This is a genomic window from Candidatus Stygibacter australis (assembly GCA_030765845.1).
GTDB lineage: Bacteria > Cloacimonadota > Cloacimonadia > Cloacimonadales > TCS61 > Stygibacter > Stygibacter australis.
In genome coordinates this window covers 1-4515 of record JAVCDJ010000038.1, presented here as the reverse complement: position 1 = coordinate 4515, position 4515 = coordinate 1, and the positions used below count along the sequence as shown (strand labels likewise).

The 4515-nt window shown below is 41.4% G+C and carries 2 protein-coding genes; both read right to left on the bottom strand.

Annotated features, from left to right (window positions below):
* Positions 1 to 1206: C25 family cysteine peptidase (locus tag RAO94_02235; protein ID MDP8321150.1), on the bottom strand; the 1206-nt coding region annotated here is incomplete at its 3' end.
* 222 nt (positions 1207 to 1428) lie between these two features.
* A partial coding sequence (locus tag RAO94_02230; GenBank protein ID MDP8321149.1) for a GLUG motif-containing protein occupies positions 1429 to 4515 on the bottom strand: 3087 nt, incomplete at its 5' end.

Genomic DNA, 4515 nt, shown 5'->3' with positions numbered 1-4515 from the left:
GGATACTATTTGATCCTTATAATTTCCACCATAGGTCCAGGGGCTGTTATTCAGCTCTTCTCCCACCATCACAGCTTTAACTATATCTTCTTCCACGGGGCTGTTTTGATAAAGTATATGCTTATTAACCAAAGTAGCAACTTCCGAAGCACTATCAATACACATCCTGCCAATGGCCAGCTCAGCATATTCATCTATCTCGCCATATTCTCCCCAATTGCCATCTCCATCATTATTCCAGTTTCCATCCAGATTACTGAAATACATGTCTGAGGGCAGGGATGGATCATCAGATACTGCAAATCCCCGGTGAGGTACGATTGCTGCCTCATTAGGATTACCAGCATCTCCACCCAGTATCACATAATCTATTCCATAGGTTAGATAATAATTTATAATACAGTTTCTCACCTTTTCCGCATCATCTACTCCAGGATAATCGGCATAAATATCACTGGTTGTTTCCACTGCCACAGAATATCCGGTCGAGTTCTTATAATCAATATATTCCTGAAATTCATCTACAAATTCACTTGCTGTGATCAATAATAGATCATAATCTGAAAGTCTCTGCGTATTATACTGATATTCATTTAATACTTCAGGATTATCCACTATCCGCTCTATTCTGGATTGCACTTGCTCTCCGCCTCTCAGCTTTGCGGCCAGTTCATCAGATCTTTCCACTGCTGATGTTTCAATACTCAAAGTTATGGATTTAATAAATCTTATCGTATTCTGCACCGGATTATATTCCACCGGGCAAATATTCAAGCTGCCAATACTGTGCCCACAAAGATAACCTGTCCCAAAATCGCTCAGATTGTTCTCTGGATATGCCGCATCCGTCCCATAGATGCTGACATCAGGTTCCGGATGATAATTAGCTGGTGCTGGCTGAGAAATAGGAAACGGCCTTGCAGAAGGCTGGATCATCCCTCTTGATATATCGGTATAATATTTTATGTCAAGAATGTTTACACTTGATAATTGCTCATTAGGAGATAATAACAGATTGATCCCTTTCCAGGGCATAAGCGGTGCACCCTCATCACCAAATGACATACAGTCATCATATCTTATTTGCACATATTCACCATTATCATCTATATCAGGCAATTCAAAACTTTTGTTATATTCAAATTTGTCTGCTGATAATACTGCTAAAAATAGTAATAACAAAAAAACTACTCCAATCTTTTTCATCTTATACTCCCTTTTTATTTTCTCAATACCTTTATTTAAGCAATTTTCATTCCGCAATATCGCATCAGGACTGTAAAAAGAGAAAGCACTGTGAATTTCGAATGAGATGTGAAATTATCTATAATTGCCTGAAATATTTATAGTACCCCCCCCAGTGAACAAAGTCACCTGATTCTTTCCTGCTTCGTTCACTAAGTTTACTGAGTTTACTGCGTTAACAAGCTATTTAATTAAAACACACTTCCGACAGAAACTGCCCCCATCATAAACTAATCTAGCAAAATATATTCCTGTACTAACTGCCTGCCCAGCAGCATCATCTCCCTGCCACAATATCTTCTGGTTCAAATCTGTTTTCCATTCATCACATAGAGTTTTCACCTTCTGCCCTTTCAGATTAAATATTTCCAGTTTCACGTTACCGGGCTTTGAAAGAGCAAAACTGAAAATCGTCTCTGGATTAAAAGGATTTGGATAAGCAAATATATTAACAGTACTCACCAGCATATCCTCATCCTCAGAAACATCCCCGCCTATAGCAGTTATAAAGGGATAGCCGTTATTCAAGCCGCTGTCCATATCCCAGATATCTTCTGTACCATTTATTTCTTCATCAATAAAATCCCAGCCCATATCAAGATAATTTGCCAATACCTGCATCTCACCACTTGTCATTCCCTGCAAGTCATTGATATACCCCTCATCTAGTCCCACTCCGTCTTCCTGGCCAGAGGATTCTACATTCCAGACACAATGATAAATACTGCTGCCATCATCATTCTCACCTGCAAAGCCACCAGTATTTTCCCCACCATTCACATTACCAACTGCATAGGAATTTTCTATGGCAGCATTATTATTAACTCCCACAAATCCTCCGGTAGTGTATGAACCATTAACGTCACCAAGAGCATAACAATTAGTGATTTCTGCCCATTTATTTATACCTGCAAATCCGCCAACACCTCCGACACCCGTCACTGTACAAGAAGAAAATGAACTCGTTACAGAACAATCATTATCAATTACCCCTATTAATCCTCCCGTAAAATTTTCTCCGTCCACTTCTCCCGAGCTATAGCAATTAATAATTTCCGATGATATTGCACAGCATCCTATCAATCCACCTGTACTATAATAACCCGTAAGGTAACTTTCAGCATAGCAATCCCTTATTTCAGTATTAAATGTTAAACCTGCTAATCCGCCATTATAGTATTTTCCGGTTAACTGGGCATTAATTACACCCAGGCTTCTTACCAATGCACCATTTATATGCCCAAATAATCCCAGAGTACTATTTTGCAGCCCTGCAACCTCCAGATTTGCTATGCAATGACCATCTCCATCAAAATCAGCTCCCAGATATGGGATATAAAACCCCGTCATTTCCCCCAGATCAAGGTCATTAGTGAGCTTAAAGGCGATTTCCGGCTCTCCCCCAAATACCAGAAGTGTCTCCAGATCCTCCGTATCGCTCACCAGATAACTCCCTTCTTCCTCTTCTAAATAATCTGATATATCCAGAGAATATTCATTAGCTAACCACGCATTATACAATTCCGTTGGAAGAACCCCATAGCTGTAATGATGCTCTCCATTGATCAAAATCTCGTCATAATTATAATGACTGTTTTGATATTCCTGCAGGAATCCATGTCCAAAAAGCCCACCTATTTCCACTTCACCTGCGATACTGCCAGTGGCATAGCAATTATTCAGCTCTGAATCAGAGTAAAATTGTCCCATAATACTGCCTACACCCCAGCTCCCTGTAATATCAACATTAATTAATCCCAGATTCTCTACTATTCCGCAATTACTATAACCAAACATACCGACTTGGTTAACTTCTGGTCGATTGATATACAACCCGTCAATTATATGATCATCACCATTATATCTCCCGGAAAACGACCCCTGATCATAATTGCCTATCGGACTAAATCCTGCTCCTTCGTTCCAGTTCACTGTATCTGAGGCATCAATATCTCCTGTCTGAATAAAATAACAATCCCAGTATTCAAAATGGGAACTCAGCCAGTAAAGGTTATCCAATGTTTCTATCTGAAACGGATCTGCTTCAGTGCCACTGCCAGCAGGTATGTTTCCCCCAAAGATAACACAAATATATGACTCACGGGTTACACTATCACTTTCCCCGCCTGAACCAGAAATAGTCAAACTCACATCGTAAATCCCTGATTCACTGTAATTCCAGACCGGACGCTCTTCACCGCTGTCTATAATGCCATCATTATCAAAATCCCATTCCCAGCTTTCTATCGCCCCGGCTGATAGATCAATGAACTCGATTTCCTCTCCGACAAATACCTCCAAAGATGATCCGACAAACCAGGCATAATAATCTTCCTCAGATACTGTCCACCCTAAATCTGCCAGGTAAGCAAAACCGCTATTCATATCCTCACCTATATTCCAGATGTCTTCTTCACCGTTCGCTGTTTCATCCTCAAAATCCCAACCCAAATCTGTATATGTGAGTGATTCCTGCATCTCTAAGGTAGTTTTTCCCCATAGATCGATAGCTGTTCCACCCTCATCATTGCCTATGCCCATTTCCTGTCCGCTGCTCTCCAGATTCCAGATACTGCAGTGTATCTCAGAATCATTTCTGCCAGCCAAACCACCCACAGCACTTTCACCACTCACGCTCCCACTGGCATAGGTATTAAAGATCACTGAATTGTCATTATCTCCCACCAGACCACCGACCTTTTCAATCCCGGATACGGCTCCCACCGCATAGCAGTCCCTTATCTCTGAGGAATAATTATAGCCAGCAAAACCACCAACCCTGAACTCTGCCGTCACATCCGCATCAGCATAGCAACTATTGATTTCCGAATCAAAACATACATTGCCCAGCAGACCTCCCGAATATTCTCCCCCGGTCACAACTCCTTTGCCATAACAATCACTTATATATGAGTGCTTGCAATGCCCTGCCAACATCGCTGCTGACCAATCCCCGACAACTTGTCCCTCTGCCGAGCAATCGACCACTGTCTCATTATTCAGATATCCTGCCAGGCAACCGATATAATCATCACCTGTCACATCAGCATCTATTAACCTGAGCCTTTCCAGTCGACCACTTTGCGCATAGCCAAATAATCCACATCCGTCCTGCTCAGGTCTGTTTATAAATAAGCCTGTTATCTTAAGAAAATATCCATTATAACTCCCTCTAAAAGGCTCGTTATCCATACTGCTTATCCACCAGCCTATCGGACTGAATCCCGCCCCTTCATTCCAGCTCACCGTCTCGCTGGCATCAATATCTGA